The following is a 15575-nucleotide window of genomic DNA, read 5'->3' as shown; positions in this document are numbered from 1 at the left end:
GTCAGGGGCTTGTTTGCCTACGAGTACGCTCATTGATATCTCCTGGTGTAAAAACTTGAAGTTCAGGGTCCGGGCCAGCCTGCCACCCTCAGGCGACAGCCCTGTGACACGAACCCCCTTCGCAAGGGCCGACCATCATACACTGCGAATTTGGCCTGTCCTTAACGGTTTTTTGCAGTCTGCCGATCACAAGGCTGCATTTACGGGGCCAGGCAGATCGCCAGTAATCACCGTTCGTCAGTCACGCGCCAATCTGGTGAAAAGGCCTCGCAAAGCACTTTGACAATCATTCTCGTTATTATTAAGATCCATCGCAATTGAGTCACAACCAGCGACGGTTCTCACTTATGTATGTTTGTCTCTGCACTGGCGTCACCGACGGACAGATCCGCGAAGCGATCTATGAAGGTTGCTGCAGCTATAAAGAAGTCCGCCAGGCCACCGGCGTCGCCAGCCAATGCGGCAAATGTGCCTGCCTCGCCAAGGAAGTGGTTCGCGAAACCCTGACCAAGCTGCAAACCGCTCAGGCTGCGATCCCCTATCCGGTAGAATTTACTGCTGCGTAATAACACCCCATTTCAAAGAACCGGACTTATGTCCGGTTTTTTTATGCCCGAAAATCAATTGCTTACGCTCTAGACGCGGAACACAAACATTCTTATTCCGATTAATTTTCATTTATTATTCAATAACTTAGGTTTGACACTTATAAATACGAGGCTCAAACTCTGCCGTATATACAGCGAATACAGGGCAGGACTCCGATCATGAAAGGCGACATTACAGTCATCCAGCATCTCAACAAGATCCTTGCCAATGAGCTGGTCGCGATCAATCAGTACTTCCTGCATGCACGCATGTATGAAGATTGGGGTCTGAACAAGCTCGGCAAGCACGAATACAAAGAATCCATCGACGAGATGAAGCACGCGGACAAGCTGATCAAGCGCATCCTGTTCCTCGAAGGCCTGCCCAACGTACAGGACCTGGGCAAGCTGCACATCGGCGAGCACACCCAGGAAATGCTGGAGTGCGATCTGCGTATCGAGAAGACCGGCCACGCCGACCTGAAGACCGCGATCGCGCATTGCGAAACCGTTGGCGACTTCGGCAGCCGTGAACTGCTCGAAGACATTCTCGAATCCGAAGAAGAACATATCGACTGGCTGGAAACCCAACTGGGCCTGATCGATAAAGTCGGTCTTGAGAACTATCTGCAATCGCAGATGGGCGAAGAGTAGGAGCTGCCGCAGGCTGCGATCTTTTCAGATTGCACCGGCAACTTGCAGTAACTTTTCGAACGCACTAAAAAGCCCCGCCCTCTTTCAAGGTGCGGGGCTTTTTATTGGCTGAAGATCAAAAGATCGCAGCCTCGTTTCACTCGACAGCTCCTACAGGAGCAGGAGGTGTCGCGCGAAACCCGGCCTTATCAGGCTTCGGACTTGTTCGCCGCAGCCGCTTCAACAGCCGACTTGATGGTGCTTTGCAGCGAACCGTCTGCAGCCATCTCGGTCATGATGTCGCTACCGCCGACCAGCTCACCGCCGACCCACAGTTGCGGGAAAGTCGGCCAATTGGCGTACTTTGGCAGGTTGGCGCGGATTTCCGGGTTCTGCAGGATGTCCACGTACGCAAACTTTTCGCCACACGCCATCACAGCCTGCGCAGCTTTCGCGGAGAAGCCACACTGCGGGGCATTCGGCGAGCCTTTCATGTAAAGCAGAATGGTGTTGTTGGCAATCTGCTCTTTAATCGTTTCGATGATATCCATGGAGCACCTCGGCTGAACTTTCCGACTCATGGGTCGGCACGGTGGCGCATTGTAACGGAATCCCGAGCGCCATGCTCGGTCTCCCCGACAGACATGCTCACGCTGCCGCTACAGTGACCGGCACGCCGTTCAACGCCGCGTTTCCCGACAACTCGTCGAGCTGACATTCATCGGTCAGGTCATTGGCGCTCGAACCTGGCTGGCCGCTGGCAATCGCCATTTGCACGCCCGGGCGTGAATGGCCCCAACCGTGCGGCAGGCTGACCACGCCTTTCATCATGTCGAGACTGCCCAGCACCTCCACTTCAATCTGCCCGACCCGTGAACTCACACGCACCAGTTGTCCATCGTTGAGTCCACGGCTGGCCAGATCGTCCGGATGCATCAGCAACTGATGGCGTGGCTTGCCCTTCACCAGGCGGTGATAGTTGTGCATCCATGAGTTGTTGCTGCGCACATGACGACGACCAATCATCAACAGCTCATCGGCCGCCGGTGCTTGCAGCGCGGCAAAACGCGCGAGGTCGGCAAGGATCTCTGGCGGAGCAGCCTGCACACGCTGGTTCGGCGTTTTCAGGCGCGGTGCCAGGTTCGCTTTCAACGCGCCGAGGTCGATTCCGTGAGGATGATCAAACAATGTCGCCAACGAGAGTTGCTGCTCGGACGCGTCACCGTACCTCCCCATGCGCAACCCCATATCGATCATCTTCGCCGGCGGCATCGTTGGTTTCAGTTCTTTACCGGTCTTCTCGGCAAAGGCCTTGGCCAGGCCAACAAAAATCTCCCAGTCGTGCAGCGCGCCTTCGGGCTTGGCGAGGATCGCGCGATTGAAGCGGGTGACGTTGCGCACCGCGAACAGGTTGAACGTGGTGTCGTAGTGATCGTTCTCCAGTGCCGAGGTCGACGGCAGGATCAGGTCGGCATAACGCGTGGTTTCATTGATGTACAGGTCAATGCTGACCATGAAGTCGAGGCCGTCCAGCGCGCGTTCCAGTTGCCGCCCGTTCGGTGTCGACAACACCGGATTGCCGGCCACCGTGATCAGCGCCCGGATCTGGCCCTCGCCTGCGGTGAGCATCTCTTCGGCCAGCGCCGAGACCGGCAGTTCGCCGCCGTACTCAGGACGCCCGGAAACACGACTCTGCCACTTGTTGAAATGCCCACCCGAGGTCGACGCCACCAGATCCACGGCAGGTTCAGTGCACAATGCCCCTCCAACACGGTCAAGGTTGCCGGTGACCAGATTGATCAACTGCACCACCCAATGACACAGCGTGCCAAAGGCCTGGGTCGAAACACCCATCCGGCCATAGCAAACCGCACTCGGCGCGGCAGCAAAATCCCGCGCCAGTTGACGGATCTGCTCAGCGGACACCGCACACAGCGGACTCATGGCCTCGGCGGTGAAGGTCTCCACCGCAGCGCGCACCTCGTCCAGCCCGTCGACCGGCAAATGACTGTCGCGGGTCAGGCCTTCGCCAAACAGTGTATTGAGCACACCGAACAACAACGCGGCATCGCCACCCGGGCGCACGAACAAATGCTGATCGGCCATCGCCGCAGTCTCGCTGCGCCGAGGGTCGACCACCACGACTTTACCACCGCGCGCCTGGATCGCTTTTAAACGTTTCTCAACATCTGGCACGGTCATGATGCTGCCGTTGGACGCCAACGGATTACCGCCGAGGATCAACATGAAATCGGTGTGATCAATGTCCGGAATCGGCAGCAGCAGGCCGTGTCCGTACATCAGATAACTGCTCAGGTGATGCGGCAACTGATCGACCGAAGTCGCCGAGAAGCGATTGCGCGTCTTCAGCAAACCGAGGAAATAATTGCTGTGCGTCATCAACCCGTAATTGTGCACGCTCGGGTTGCCCTGATAGACCGCCACGGCGTTCTGCCCGTGACGCTCCTGAATTGCCGCCAGTTTTCCAGCCACCAGCGCAAACGCCTCGTCCCATTCGATCGGCAGCCATTCGCTGCCAACGCGGCGCATCGGCTGGCGCAGGCGATCGGGATCGTTCTGGATATCCTGCAGCGCCACCGCTTTGGGGCAGATGTGCCCGCGACTGAAGGTATCAAGCGCATCGCCCTTGATCGAGGAGATCGCGACATTGCCCTCGGATTCGGTGGTCTCGATGGTCAGGCCGCAAATGGCTTCACACAGGTGGCAGGCACGGTGGTGGAGAGTCTTGGTCATGGCCAGTCTCTGTCTTGTTCTGGGCGGGCGATCACGCCCGCGGGAACAAAACTATGGCCCCGGCGCAGGTCTGGCGCCAGCGACGTTCGTCTTGTGAATCGAGGCCTATCAGGTGGGCCGATAGGCCGGCACGATCAGTTCGATGGCAACTGCGGCGGTGCTGCCAGCTGGATTTCCTGAATGGTTTCGATCTGCTCGTGGGCGACGTGCACGCCGGTGAGTTCGCCGATCAACCGCCAATGCTCGTCGAGCCCGGCGCTGATGGTGGCCATGCGGTCAATCATGTGGCGCCCGGCAGTCTTCACCACTTCGTCTTCGCTGCGCAGCAACTCAAAAGACATTGAAGTGACTGACGCGGTGAGATGGGTCAGAGAGCGAGCCGTATGGCCCAGCAATTCCATTAACAGTTTTTCTTTCGATTCCATGCGGAGGCTTCCTGCGTCGCTCGAAAGGTATTTATAACCCAGCACTTTGCTTTAGCAAATGTTTCACACCGGCCATCCGACCAAGCGAATCCGTAACCGTGCAGTCTTGAACCGACCTGAGTAACGCCATCCCCGCTACGCCTGATTGCCAAGCCCCGCGAGGCCAGTGTACAAAGGGGCTCGCTGCTGTCCTCATGGCGGCTCTAAATGCGCACTGCAACATTCAGTACGCTTCTCTGTTCGCGCAAAAACGTAGCCTATTGGAAAAACGCGACATTTAGTGTCAATATCGCGCCTCCCCCTATTTCGTCGCCCCGTGCGGCTTACGCCGCAGGTCTCGCCCGTTGTTCCGTTAAACAAGGCTTTGAGCATCTGCGGTTTGTAGCAAAAAGGTAGTCAATGATGAGCGCAAGGCACTTTCTCTCCCTGATGGATTGCACGCCCGAAGAGCTGGTCAGCGTGATCCGTCGAGGCGTTGAGCTCAAGGACCTGCGTAACCGCGGCGTACTGTTCGAGCCTCTGAAAAACCGCGTGCTGGGCATGATCTTCGAAAAATCCTCGACCCGTACCCGGATTTCGTTCGAAGCAGGCATGATCCAGCTCGGCGGCCAGGCGATCTTCCTCTCGCCGCGCGACACTCAACTGGGCCGTGGCGAGCCGATCGGCGATTGCGCCATCGTCATGTCGAGCATGCTCGATGCAGTGATGATCCGTACCTTTGCCCACAGTACTCTGACCGAATTTGCCGCCAACTCGCGCGTACCGGTGATCAACGGCCTGTCCGATGACCTGCACCCGTGTCAGCTACTGGCCGACATGCAGACCTTCCTTGAACACCGTGGCTCGATCCAGGGCAAAACCGTGGCCTGGATCGGCGACGGCAACAACATGTGCAACAGCTATATAGAAGCGGCGATCCAGTTCGACTTCCAGCTGCGCGTTGCCTGCCCGCAAGGCTATGAACCGAATCCCGAGTTCGTGGCCAAGGCTGGCGATCGCGTGACCATCGTTCGCGACCCGCAAGATGCCGTGCGCGGTGCGCATCTGGTGAGCACCGATGTCTGGACTTCGATGGGTCAGGAAGAGGAAACTGCCAAGCGCCTCAAGCTGTTCGCCCCGTTCCAGGTCAACCGTGCCCTGCTCGACCTCGCTGCCGAGGACGTGCTGTTCATGCACTGCTTGCCTGCGCACCGTGGCGAAGAAATCAGCCTCGACCTGCTTGATGACCCGCGCTCCGTCGCCTGGGATCAGGCAGAAAACCGTCTCCACGCACAGAAGGCCCTGCTCGAGTTCCTCGTTGAACCGGCATATCACCACGCATGAGCCATGAATTACTGCTGAACCTGCGCAACCTCGCGGGCGGGGATGAAGTGCAACGTGTGGTGCAGAACCTCAATCTGCACCTCAACGCCGGTGACATCGGCTGCCTGCTCGGCTCGTCCGGCTGCGGCAAGACCACCACCCTGCGCGCCATCGCCGGTTTCGAGCCGGTGCACGAAGGTGAAATCACCCTTGGCGGCGAAACCATTTCCCGCGCCGGTTTCACTTTGGCGCCGGAGAAACGCCGGATCGGCATGGTGTTCCAGGACTATGCGCTGTTCCCGCATCTGAGCGTCGCGGACAACATCGCCTTCGGCATTCGCAAGCACCCGAACAAGGCGCGCGTCACCGAAGAGCTGCTGGAACTGGTCAACCTGAAGAACCTCGGCAAGCGCTTCCCCCACGAGTTGTCCGGCGGCCAGCAACAGCGCGTCGCCCTCGCCCGCGCGTTGGCACCGGAGCCGCAACTGCTGCTGCTCGACGAACCCTTCTCCAACCTCGATGGCGAGTTGCGCCGCAAACTCAGTCATGAGGTACGCGACATTCTCAAGGCACGTGGCACCAGCGCGATTCTGGTGACCCACGACCAGGAAGAAGCCTTTGCCGTCAGCGATCACGTTGGCGTGTTCAAGGAAGGTCGGCTGGAGCAGTGGGACACGCCGTACAACCTCTATCACGAACCGGCAACGCCGTTTGTGGCGAGTTTTATCGGTCAGGGCTACTTCATTCGCGGCCAGCTCGGCAGCCCGGAATCGGTGCAGACGGAACTCGGCGTGCTGCGCGGCAACCGGGCGTACGGGTGGCCGATTGGCGGCGCGGTGGACGTGTTGCTGCGCCCGGATGACATTATTTATGCGCCGGACAGCGCGTTGAAAGCGCGCATTGTCGGCAAGACGTTCCTCGGAGCTTCAACGTTATATCGCCTGCAATTGCCGACCGGTGCACAGCTGGAATCGATTTTCCCCAGCCATGCCGATCATCAGGTTGGTGCGCAAGTGGGGATTCGTGTTGCCGCTGAACATCTGGTGTTGTTCCAGGCTTGCGGCAGCACTGCTGCGCAAATTCCGGCGGCGGAAAACGGCGTCCGCCGCTACAGCACCTCGCTTTAAAGATCAAAAGATCGCAGTCTTCGGCAGCTCCTGCATTGATCCCTGCAGGAGCTGCCGAAGGCTGTGATCTTTTAGCTTTTAACCCAGGATCAGGGTGCCGCTGGCAACCAGCGTTGCATTGCCGCCGATTTTTACCCGCTCGCCTTCCAGCCGGCAGAACAACTCGCCACCCCGCGCCGAACGCTGGCACGCCGTCAGGCTCGATTTGCCCAGACGCTTGGACCAATACGGAATCAGACTGCAGTGCGTCGACCCGGTCACCGGATCCTCATTGATGCCAATTGCCGGCGCGAAATAGCGCGAGACGAAGTCATGCTGATTGCCCCGCGCCGTGACGATCGCGCCCAGCCACGGCAGCTTCGCCAGCGCGACCATGTCCGGCTTGCAATCGAGCACGGCCTGCTCCGACTCCAGCACCACAAACAGTTCGTTGGAACCGAGCACATCAACCGCTTCAACTCCCAGCGCGCGCTCGACATCCAGGGTCACGCCAATCTCTGACGGCACGATCGACGGAAAGTCCAGCCATAAGCGGCCCTCTTCACGATTGACACTCAACGGCCCGGACTTACTGGTGAAGTCGATACGCTCGGCCGCTTCCTGGTAGATCTCGAACAACACATGGGCGCTGGCCAGCGTGGCATGCCCGCACAACGGCACTTCAGTGGTCGGAGTAAACCAGCGGATATGCCAGGCTTGGCCTTCACGCACGAGAAACGCGGTTTCCGCCAGATTGTGTTCGGCAGCGATCTTCTGCATCAGCTCATCCGCGAGCCACGCATCCAGCCGATACACCATTGCTGGATTGCCACTGAATGGCCGATCACTGAAAGCGTCGACCTGATGAAACTCAAGCTGCATAACCTTCTCCCTAAGTCAGTCGGCAGAGCATGCAGCGCGAGACGGATCAGCGCCAGTGACAGAACCGGCCAATTTTCTTCATACAGCGCAGCCCCCTCTCAGGCACGCCCGATATCGGCGAATTTGGCCTGAGTGTGTTCCGCGAGAGTCGCAGGGGGCAACTCGACCTCCAGCCCGCGCCGACCGGCACTGACATAAATAGTCGCAAAACCCTGAGCCGAGTTATCAATGAAGGTGCGCAGACGCTTTTTCTGCCCCAGCGGGCTGATACCACCCAACAAATAACCGGTAGAGCGCTGTGCCGCCGCCGGGTCAGCCATTTCGACTTTCTTCACCCCAGCGGCGTGGGCCAGACCCTTGAGGTCGAGACTTCCGACGACCGGCACCACCGCCACCAGCAGCTCACCTTTTTCGCTGGCCGCCAGCAGAGTCTTAAACACCTGCGCCGGCTCAAGTGCCAGTTTTTCCGCAGCCTCCAGCCCATATGAAGCGGCTTTTGGATCATGTTCGTAACTGTGCACGCGATGTTCGGCACGAACTTTTTTCAACAAGTCCAACGCAGGGGTCATGGCAGCTCCAGGCTCGGCAGTGACAGAAAAATCTTCTGCCGGATTCTAGGCGATCAGCTCCTAAAAGGCTCTATCCCAAGCCACGAATGCCGGGGCTTGCAGACATTCCGAGCACTCCATGGAACGCCGCAGACACAGGATCATTCATCCAGCGAATAGTTACATTGTGACTGATGGTTCACTTTCGACCTTTGACAGGTTTGTTTCTTGTCTATATTTTTTCGAATCTGAATAATGTAAGAATTATCATCATTGCAGCACCCAGCAGTAAACCGGGAACCGAATGGGGATTCCAACCCGGTGAAAATCGCGCCCTGCCCTGACGGCAATGCGCCAGACAACAACAAAAACCGAGGTTTTCAATGACGACTGCTTTACAGCAACCAACGCTCTCGAGCCAATGCATGGCCGAGTTTCTGGGCACTGCACTCCTGATCTTTTTCGGCACCGGTTGTGTCGCCGCGCTCAAGGTCGCGGGCGCCAGCTTCGGCCTGTGGGAAATCAGCATCATCTGGGGCGTCGGCGTCAGCATGGCGATCTACCTCACCGCGGGCGTTTCCGGCGCGCACCTGAACCCGGCCGTGAGCATTGCACTGGCAATCTTCGCCGACTTCGAAAAGCGCAAACTGCCCTTCTATATCCTCTCGCAAATCGCTGGCGCGTTCTGCGGTGCACTGTTGGTTTACACGCTGTACAGCAATCTGTTCTTCGATTACGAACAAACTCACCAAATGGTTCGCGGTTCGGCCGCCAGCCTTGAGTTGGCCTCGGTATTCTCGACGTTCCCGAACCCGGTGCTGTCCACTGCTCAGGCTTTTCTGGTCGAGATGATCATCACCGCGATCCTGATGGGCGTGATCATGTCGCTGACCGACGACAACAACGGCCTGCCGAAAGGCCCGCTGGCGCCACTGCTGATCGGTTTGCTGATCGCTGTGATCGGCAGTTCGATGGGCCCGCTGACCGGTTTCGCGATGAACCCGGCGCGTGACTTCGGTCCGAAACTGATGACTTTCTTCACCGGCTGGGGTGAAATTTCCTTCACTGGCGGCCGTGATATTCCGTACTTCCTGATTCCGATTTTTGCACCGATTGTCGGTGCCTGCCTCGGCGCAGCCGGGTATCGCGGGCTCATCGCCCGTCACCTGACCGGCGCCACACCTGCTACAAAGGATGCAGAACCGGCCATTGACGGCAAACCAAGAACCTCTTGAAACAGTCGGCGCAGGCTCCTGCCCAATAGAGCCTGCGCCACGGCCCACTCTCCCTTATTTCGTCCAAGGCAATCGACATGACCGACATTCAGAATAAGAACTACATCATTGCCCTCGATCAGGGTACGACCAGCTCGCGCGCGATCATTTTCGACCGCGATGCGAACGTGGTCTGCACCGCGCAGCGCGAGTTCGCTCAGCATTATCCGCAGGCCGGTTGGGTCGAACATGATCCGATGGAAATTTTTGCAACCCAGAGCGCGGTGATGGTTGAAGCGCTGGCGCAGGCCGGTCTGCATCACGACCAGGTCGCCGCCATCGGCATCACCAACCAGCGCGAAACCACAGTGGTCTGGGACAAGACCACCGGTCGCCCGGTGTACAACGCCATCGTCTGGCAGTGCCGCCGCAGCACCGAGATCTGCCAGCAACTCAAGCGTGATGGTCACGAAGAGTACATCCGCGACAACACCGGCCTGGTCACCGACCCGTACTTCTCCGGCACCAAACTGAAGTGGATCCTCGACAACGTCGAAGGCAGCCGCGAGCGTGCACGCAACGGCGAATTGCTGTTCGGCACCGTCGATAGCTGGCTGATCTGGAAATTCACCGGCGGCAAAGTACACGTCACCGACTACACCAACGCCTCGCGTACCATGCTCTTCAACATTCACTCGCTGGAGTGGGATTCGAAGATGCTCGAGATCCTCGACATTCCGCGCGAGATGCTCCCGGAAGTGAAGGCGTCTTCGGAAATCTACGGCCGCACCAAGAGCGGCATCGCCATCGGCGGTATTGCCGGTGACCAGCAAGCGGCGCTGTTCGGTCAGATGTGCGTGGAACCAGGCCAAGCGAAAAACACCTACGGTACCGGCTGCTTCCTGCTGATGAACACCGGTGACAAAGCGGTGAAATCCCAGCACGGCATGCTCACCACCATCGCTTGCGGCCCGCGTGGCGAAGTCGCTTACGCGCTGGAAGGCGCAGTGTTCAATGGCGGTTCGACCGTGCAGTGGCTGCGTGATGAACTGAAGATCATCAACGACGCCCACGACACCGAATACTTCGCCAATAAAGTGAAGGACAGCAACGGCGTGTACCTGGTGCCGGCGTTCACAGGTTTAGGCGCTCCGTACTGGGACCCGTATGCCCGTGGCGCGCTGTTTGGTCTGACGCGCGGTGTGCGCGTTGACCACATCATCCGCGCTGCGCTGGAATCGATTGCCTACCAGACCCGCGACGTGCTCGACGCCATGCAACAGGACTCCGGCGAACGCCTCAAAGCCCTGCGCGTGGACGGCGGAGCGGTGGCGAACAACTTCCTCATGCAGTTCCAGGCCGACATTCTCGGTACGCAGGTCGAGCGTCCGCAAATGCGTGAAACCACGGCACTCGGCGCGGCGTATCTGGCCGGTCTGGCGTGCGGTTTCTGGGGCAGCCTGGAAGAACTGCGCGGCAAAGCAGTAATCGAGCGCGAGTTCGAACCGAGCCTGGACGAAGTGGAGAAAGAGAAGCTGTACAAAGGCTGGAAAAAAGCCGTCAGCCGCACCCGTGACTGGGCGCGTGAAGACGCTGAATAAGCCAGTCTGAGGACGGACTAAAGCTGGAAACTGGTCGGGAGGAGATTCCTGCGGCATCATGGGCAAATTTTGCACGGCAGCCCAAAGGAAGCCCCATGAATCTGCCTCCCCGTCAGCAGCAAATCCTCGAGCTGGTCCGCGAACGCGGCTATGTGAGCATCGAGGAAATGGCCACGCTGTTCGTTGTTACCCCGCAAACCATCCGCCGCGACATCAATCAGCTCGCGGAAGCCAATCTGCTGCGCCGTTACCATGGCGGCGCTGCCTATGATTCCAGCGTTGAAAACACCGCTTATGCAATGCGCGCCGACCAGATGCGCGATGAAAAACAACGCATCGGCGAAGCCATCGCCGCGCAGATTCCCGATCACGCCTCGCTGTTCATCAACATTGGCACGACCACCGAATCGATTGCCCGCGCCCTGCTCAATCACAATCACCTGAAAATCATCACCAACAACCTGCACGTGGCGTCGATGCTCAGTGCCAAGGATGATTTCGATGTGTTGCTGACCGGCGGCAATGTGCGTCGTGATGGCGGTGTTGTCGGTCAGGCCAGCGTGGATTTCATCAATCAGTTCAAAGTTGATTTCGCCCTGGTCGGGATCAGCGGCATTGATGAAGACGGCAGCCTGCTGGATTTCGATTATCAGGAAGTACGGGTTTCCCAGGCGATCATTGCCAATGCGCGGCAAGTGATTCTGGCGGCGGACTCGAGCAAGTTCGGGCGTAACGCGATGATTCGCCTGGGGCCGATCAGCCTGATCGATTGCCTGGTGACCGATCAGCAGCCGGTGCCAGCGTTGGCGCAGTTGTTGAGTCAGCACAAGATTCGCCTGGAAGTCGTTTAACCCCCCCAAGATCAAAAGATCGTCCGATCGCGGCCCGAGCCTTCGGCAGCTCCTACAGGTTACGTGAACCCATGTAGGATCTGCCGAAGAATGGGATCTTTTCGCTTTTAATGTTCGTATTTTTTCCTTTCTCTGGCCTTCGATGAGTTTTTTCAATCGAACGTGACTGGCTGCGCGCGTCTTTATGGGCTACCATTTTCGCAAATGAACATTAATGTTCGATTTCCAATATAGAAAATCAAAAGAACCCGAGGCCAGCCGATGTCCACCTCTACCTTGCGTACGCCCCCAATCTCCGAGATCTACGACGTCGCCGTTATCGGCGGCGGGATCAATGGTGTGGGGATCGCAGCGGATGCCGCCGGTCGCGGACTTTCGGTGTTCCTTTGCGAAAAGGACGACCTCGCCAGCCACACTTCGTCGGCCAGCAGCAAGCTGATCCACGGTGGTCTGCGCTACCTCGAACATTACGAATTCCGTCTGGTGCGTGAAGCGCTGGCCGAGCGCGAAGTGCTGCTGGCCAAGGCCCCGCATATCGTCAAACCGATGCGCTTCGTACTGCCGCACCGTCCGCACCTGCGCCCGGCGTGGATGATCCGCGCGGGCCTGTTCCTCTATGACAACCTCGGCAAGCGCGAAAAACTGCCTGGTTCGAAAAGCCTCAAGTTCGGCGCCGACAGCGCACTGAAAAGTGAAATCAAGAAAGGCTTCGAATACTCCGACTGCTGGGTCGACGACGCCCGCCTCGTGGTACTCAACGCCATGGCCGCCCGTGAAAAAGGCGCCCACGTGCACACCCAGACCCGTTGCGTCAGCGCCCGCCGCGCCAAAGGCTTGTGGCACCTGAACCTGGAACGCGCCGACGGCAGCCTGTTTTCGATCACCGCCAAAGCGCTGGTGAACGCCGCCGGCCCGTGGGTCGCCAAGTTCATTCGTGACGACCTGAAGATGGAATCGCCGTACGGCATCCGCCTGATTCAGGGCAGCCACATCATCGTGCCGAAACTGTACGAAGGTGATCACGCGCACATCCTGCAAAACGAAGATCAGCGCATCGTTTTCACCATTCCGTACCTGAACAACCACTTCACCCTGATCGGCACCACCGACCGTGAGTACACCGGTGACCCTGCGAAAGTGGCAATCACCGACGGCGAAACCGATTACCTGCTGAAAGTGGTCAACGCCCACTTCAAGAAGCAAATCAGCCGCGACGACATCCAGCACAGCTACTCAGGCGTACGTCCGCTGTGCAACGACGAATCCGATAACCCGTCGGCGGTCACCCGCGATTACACCCTGGCCTTGTCGGGCAACAGCGAAGAAGCGCCACTGCTGTCGGTATTCGGCGGCAAGCTGACCACCTACCGCAAACTCGCCGAGTCGGCGATGGCGCAACTGATGCCGTTCTTCACCCAGATGCGCCCGAGCTGGACCGCCACGGCCACCTTGCCCGGCGGTGAAGACATGACCACGCCACAAGCCTTGAGCGCGCTGATTCGCGACAAGTTTGACTTCGTGCCGACCGAGATATCCCGTCGCTGGGCCACCACCTACGGCAGCCGCACCTGGCGCATGCTCGAAGGCGTGGAAAGCCTCGCCGACATGGGCGAGCACATTGGCGGCGGGCTCTACACCCGTGAAGTCGATTACCTGTGCAGCGAAGAGTGGGCGACCACGGCGCATGACATTCTGTGGCGTCGCAGCAAGCTCGGTCTGTTCACCACTCCGGCGGAGCAGGAGAAGCTTGCGGCGTATCTGGGTAAGGTTGAGCAGAACCGTAGCAAGATTGAAGCGGCGTGATTTGAACATTGGTTAAACAAAAAGCCCCTGAATCGTAAGGTTCAGGGTTTTTTTTGTTTGCCTGACACACCGCTACCCCTGTAGGAGTGAGCCTGCTCGCGATGGCGGTGTGTCAATCAACATACCTGGCGCCTGACACACCGCTATCGCGAGCAGGCTCACTCCTACAAAACCTCGTTCGGTTTTCCGAACGAGACTCCCCGGTCAATTCGGTAAACCGGATCACTCCCCACAAAAAAATCTGCCACAAAACTTTAATATCCTTATAAATCATAACTTTAAGCATTCGAGACTGGTCTGGCACGACTCATGCTCTACACTCTCTCGACGAATGCCTGTTGTGCCAACACTTCAGGAGCCGTCAGGCATTCGAAGCACAAAAGGGCCGACGAACTGGCTCCATAAAAAAAACAATTCGAGGAAAATTTGATGCGCATCGTTCCCCATATCCTGGGCGCAGCCATTGCGGCCGCTCTGATCAGCACGCCAGTTTTCGCCGCCGAACTCACCGGCACCCTGAAGAAAATCAACGATTCGGGCACCATCACGCTCGCTCACCGCGACAGCTCCATTCCGTTTTCCTACATTGCCGATGCTTCCGGCAAGCCAGTGGGCTACTCCCACGACATTCAAGTGGCCATCGTTGAAGCCCTGAAAAAAGACCTGAACAAGCCCGATCTGCAGGTCAAATACAACCTGGTGACCTCGCAAACCCGTATCCCGCTGATCCAGAACGGCACCGCGGACATCGAGTGTGGCTCGACCACCAACAACGCCGAACGCGCCCAGCAAGTCGACTTCACCGTCAACATCTTCGAAATCGGCACCCGTCTGCTGGTCAAGAAAGACAAGGAAGGCAAGCCGTCCTACGCTGACTTCGCCGACCTCAAAGGCAAAAACGTCGTAACCACCGCGGGCACCACGTCCGAGCGCATCATCAAAGCGATGAACGCCGATAAGCAGATGGGCATGAACATCATCTCCGCCAAAGACCACGGCGAATCCTTCAACATGCTGGAAAGCGGCCGCGCCGTTGCCTTCATGATGGACGACGCCCTGCTGGCCGGCGAAGAAGCCAAGGCCAAGAAGCCGGCTGACTGGATCATCACCGGTACGCCGCAGTCGTTCGAAGCCTACGCATGCATGGTTCGCAAAGATGACCCGGCCTTCAAAAAGGCTGTCGATGACGCCATCGTTGCGCTGTACAAGTCCGGCGAGATCAACAAGATCTACAGCAAGTGGTTCGAGAGCCCGATTCCACCAAAAGGCCTGAACCTGAACTTCCCGATGAGCGACAAGGTAAAAGATCTGATCGCCAACCCGAGCGACAAGCCGGCGCCTGACGTAAAAATCTGATTCCTGACTAACCTTATTGCCTGAGGGAGCCACTCTCCCTCAGGCGTCTGTTACTACCTGCGGGCTGTACTGTGGAACACTCGACCTGGCGGTTTTCGAGCCGATCGCGTGTGCCTGACGTTCAACGTCAGGCGGGAAAGGATCTTCCCCAAGCGGGTGCTTGTACATCGATCGATCTCGAGGGGAGACCCTAATGAATTACAACTGGGACTGGGGCGTGTTCTTCAAGTCCACCGGCGTCGGCAGCGAGACCTATCTCGACTGGTACGTCTCCGGTTTGGGCTGGACCATTGCCATTGCCATCGTGGCATGGATCATCGCCTTGCTGCTGGGCTCCATTCTGGGGGTCATGCGCACGGTGCCAAACCGTATCGTATCGGGCATCGCGACCTGCTACGTGGAACTGTTTCGCAACGTGCCGCTGATTCCGGAATTCGGGATCAGCGGTTTTTTCATTATGGCGTGCCGTTTCGCCCATACAGGCGATAACCGTCACGTTGGTTCAAACGGTCG

At 58.1% G+C, this 15575-nt stretch carries 15 protein-coding genes; 10 read left to right on the top strand and 5 right to left on the bottom strand.

Annotation, left to right across the window (positions count from 1 at the left end):
- Window positions 1-347: 347 nt before the first annotated feature.
- Entirely contained in the window at window positions 348-566 is a 219-nt protein-coding gene (locus ACIPIZ_RS26765; protein ID WP_003227725.1) for a bacterioferritin-associated ferredoxin, read from the top strand.
- Window positions 567-767: 201 nt separating this feature from the next.
- A complete protein-coding gene (gene bfr / locus ACIPIZ_RS26760) occupies window positions 768-1241 on the top strand; it encodes a bacterioferritin (RefSeq protein ID WP_016986653.1) in 474 nt (157 codons plus the stop codon).
- A gap of 188 nt (window positions 1242-1429) precedes the next feature.
- Here bfr and grxD read toward each other — a convergent pair whose 3' ends face one another.
- The 3 genes from grxD to ACIPIZ_RS26745 form a co-directional block, all read right to left on the bottom strand.
- Entirely contained in the window at window positions 1430-1771 is a 342-nt protein-coding gene (gene grxD, locus ACIPIZ_RS26755) for a Grx4 family monothiol glutaredoxin (RefSeq protein WP_008079424.1), read from the bottom strand.
- A gap of 97 nt (window positions 1772-1868) precedes the next feature.
- Window positions 1869-3974: a molybdopterin oxidoreductase family protein gene (locus tag ACIPIZ_RS26750; RefSeq protein WP_064391966.1), complete on the bottom strand. Its 2106-nt coding sequence runs from the start codon at window positions 3972-3974 to the stop codon at window positions 1869-1871.
- A gap of 134 nt (window positions 3975-4108) precedes the next feature.
- Complete coding sequence (locus ACIPIZ_RS26745) at window positions 4109-4399, bottom strand: hypothetical protein (RefSeq protein WP_027612069.1); 291 nt, start codon at window positions 4397-4399, stop codon at window positions 4109-4111.
- Between the two features lie 402 nt (window positions 4400-4801).
- Between ACIPIZ_RS26745 and argF the strand changes: the two genes are divergently transcribed.
- Window positions 4802-5722: an ornithine carbamoyltransferase gene (gene argF, locus ACIPIZ_RS26740; RefSeq protein WP_105707129.1), complete on the top strand. Its 921-nt coding sequence runs from the start codon at window positions 4802-4804 to the stop codon at window positions 5720-5722.
- On the top strand, window positions 5719-6828 hold the full coding sequence (locus tag ACIPIZ_RS26735; protein ID WP_401168426.1) for an ABC transporter ATP-binding protein: 1110 nt from the start codon (window positions 5719-5721) through the stop codon (window positions 6826-6828). Before argF ends, ACIPIZ_RS26735 begins: the two co-directional genes overlap by 4 nt.
- Before the next feature lie 78 nt (window positions 6829-6906).
- On the opposite strand, the gene ACIPIZ_RS26730 is transcribed toward ACIPIZ_RS26735, so the two are convergent.
- Both ACIPIZ_RS26730 and ybaK read right to left on the bottom strand, forming a co-directional pair.
- The gene (locus tag ACIPIZ_RS26730) at window positions 6907-7689 is read right to left on the bottom strand and encodes a PhzF family phenazine biosynthesis protein (protein ID WP_105707133.1); all 783 of its coding nucleotides are present in this window, start codon (window positions 7687-7689) and stop codon (window positions 6907-6909) included.
- Between the two features lie 98 nt (window positions 7690-7787).
- Entirely contained in the window at window positions 7788-8258 is a 471-nt protein-coding gene (gene ybaK, locus ACIPIZ_RS26725) for a Cys-tRNA(Pro) deacylase (RefSeq protein WP_064391974.1), read from the bottom strand.
- Window positions 8259-8620: 362 nt separating this feature from the next.
- Between ybaK and ACIPIZ_RS26720 the strand changes: the two genes are divergently transcribed.
- From ACIPIZ_RS26720 to ACIPIZ_RS26695, 6 genes are all read left to right on the top strand, one after another.
- Entirely contained in the window at window positions 8621-9472 is an 852-nt protein-coding gene (locus ACIPIZ_RS26720) for an MIP/aquaporin family protein (RefSeq protein WP_064391976.1), read from the top strand.
- 77 nt (window positions 9473-9549) lie between these two features.
- Window positions 9550-11052 (top strand): glycerol kinase GlpK, encoded by a 1503-nt coding sequence (glpK, locus tag ACIPIZ_RS26715; RefSeq protein ID WP_007916698.1) that lies wholly within the window; start codon window positions 9550-9552, stop codon window positions 11050-11052.
- A gap of 95 nt (window positions 11053-11147) precedes the next feature.
- Window positions 11148-11903, top strand: coding sequence for a DeoR/GlpR family transcriptional regulator (locus ACIPIZ_RS26710; protein WP_007916700.1), 756 nt, complete (start codon window positions 11148-11150; stop codon window positions 11901-11903).
- A 261-nt stretch (window positions 11904-12164) separates the two neighbouring features.
- Window positions 12165-13706, top strand: a complete 1542-nt coding sequence (gene glpD / locus ACIPIZ_RS26705; RefSeq protein WP_064391978.1) for a glycerol-3-phosphate dehydrogenase — start codon at window positions 12165-12167, stop codon at window positions 13704-13706.
- A gap of 429 nt (window positions 13707-14135) precedes the next feature.
- Window positions 14136-15062: a glutamate/aspartate ABC transporter substrate-binding protein gene (locus ACIPIZ_RS26700; RefSeq protein ID WP_064391980.1), complete on the top strand. Its 927-nt coding sequence runs from the start codon at window positions 14136-14138 to the stop codon at window positions 15060-15062.
- A 193-nt stretch (window positions 15063-15255) separates the two neighbouring features.
- On the top strand, window positions 15256-15575 hold a 320-nt coding region (locus ACIPIZ_RS26695; protein WP_401168421.1), incomplete at its 3' end, for an ABC transporter permease subunit.

Source organism: Pseudomonas sp. NPDC087690 (assembly GCF_044743175.1).
In the GTDB taxonomy this organism is placed as follows: Bacteria; Pseudomonadota; Gammaproteobacteria; order Pseudomonadales; family Pseudomonadaceae; genus Aquipseudomonas.
This window is presented reverse-complemented; position numbering and strand designations above follow the sequence as displayed.

Coding starts and splice junctions, on each gene's coding strand:
- grxD (WP_008079424.1), bottom strand. CDS start 1,771: ATGGATATCATCGAAACGATTAAAGAGCAGATTGCCAACAACACCATT.
- bfr (WP_016986653.1), top strand. CDS start 768: ATGAAAGGCGACATTACAGTCATCCAGCATCTCAACAAGATCCTTGCC.
- ACIPIZ_RS26765 (WP_003227725.1), top strand. CDS start 348: ATGTATGTTTGTCTCTGCACTGGCGTCACCGACGGACAGATCCGCGAA.
- ACIPIZ_RS26700 (WP_064391980.1), top strand. CDS start 14,136: ATGCGCATCGTTCCCCATATCCTGGGCGCAGCCATTGCGGCCGCTCTG.
- glpK (WP_007916698.1), top strand. CDS start 9,550: ATGACCGACATTCAGAATAAGAACTACATCATTGCCCTCGATCAGGGT.
- ACIPIZ_RS26735 (WP_401168426.1), top strand. CDS start 5,719: ATGAGCCATGAATTACTGCTGAACCTGCGCAACCTCGCGGGCGGGGAT.
- ACIPIZ_RS26745 (WP_027612069.1), bottom strand. CDS start 4,399: ATGGAATCGAAAGAAAAACTGTTAATGGAATTGCTGGGCCATACGGCT.
- argF (WP_105707129.1), top strand. CDS start 4,802: ATGAGCGCAAGGCACTTTCTCTCCCTGATGGATTGCACGCCCGAAGAG.
- ybaK (WP_064391974.1), bottom strand. CDS start 8,258: ATGACCCCTGCGTTGGACTTGTTGAAAAAAGTTCGTGCCGAACATCGC.
- glpD (WP_064391978.1), top strand. CDS start 12,165: ATGTCCACCTCTACCTTGCGTACGCCCCCAATCTCCGAGATCTACGAC.
- ACIPIZ_RS26710 (WP_007916700.1), top strand. CDS start 11,148: ATGAATCTGCCTCCCCGTCAGCAGCAAATCCTCGAGCTGGTCCGCGAA.
- ACIPIZ_RS26730 (WP_105707133.1), bottom strand. CDS start 7,689: ATGCAGCTTGAGTTTCATCAGGTCGACGCTTTCAGTGATCGGCCATTC.
- ACIPIZ_RS26750 (WP_064391966.1), bottom strand. CDS start 3,974: ATGACCAAGACTCTCCACCACCGTGCCTGCCACCTGTGTGAAGCCATT.
- ACIPIZ_RS26720 (WP_064391976.1), top strand. CDS start 8,621: ATGACGACTGCTTTACAGCAACCAACGCTCTCGAGCCAATGCATGGCC.